This is a genomic window from Neisseria sp. WLZKY-1, from assembly GCF_046546535.1.
Classification (GTDB): Bacteria; Pseudomonadota; Gammaproteobacteria; order Burkholderiales; family Neisseriaceae; genus Neisseria.
Genome location: NZ_JBKGTW010000136.1, coordinates 1 through 367, shown reverse-complemented (window position 1 = coordinate 367; position 367 = coordinate 1). Strand labels below are relative to the sequence as shown.

Sequence of the window (367 nt, the reverse complement as noted above, 5' to 3'; positions counted from 1 at the left end):
CGAATGGCGTTTTAACAACAGTGAAATAAAAGTTCAAATTTCCATTTTGAAACAATTGGTAATAGATAATTTATCCTAGTTATCTAGGACAGCCCCAAAGGTTATACGCGGCCATATCTCCATTGAGAGCGTCATCAATACTGACGGATGGCGCGGTTATCATGGTTTGATTGATATGGAATTTGCAAAGCATTTTAGGGTGTATCACGGGCAAAATGAGTTTGCTCGTGGAGCGCAACACATTAACGGTATTGAGTCGTTTTGGAGTTATGCGAAACACCGTCTGATACAGTTTCATGGCGTAGCAAAACATACGTTTTACTTGCATCTGAAAGAAACTGAATTTCGCTTCAATCACAGGCATGAT

General features: G+C 39.8%; 2 pseudogenes. Both read left to right on the top strand.

The features are described 5' to 3' along the window. Positions 1-79: pseudogene (locus ACLD9W_RS12545) on the top strand (IS1595 family transposase); the annotation flags it as partial. Positions 80-97: 18 nt separating this feature from the next. Then, positions 98-367, top strand: a pseudogene (locus ACLD9W_RS12540) (IS1595 family transposase); the annotation flags it as partial.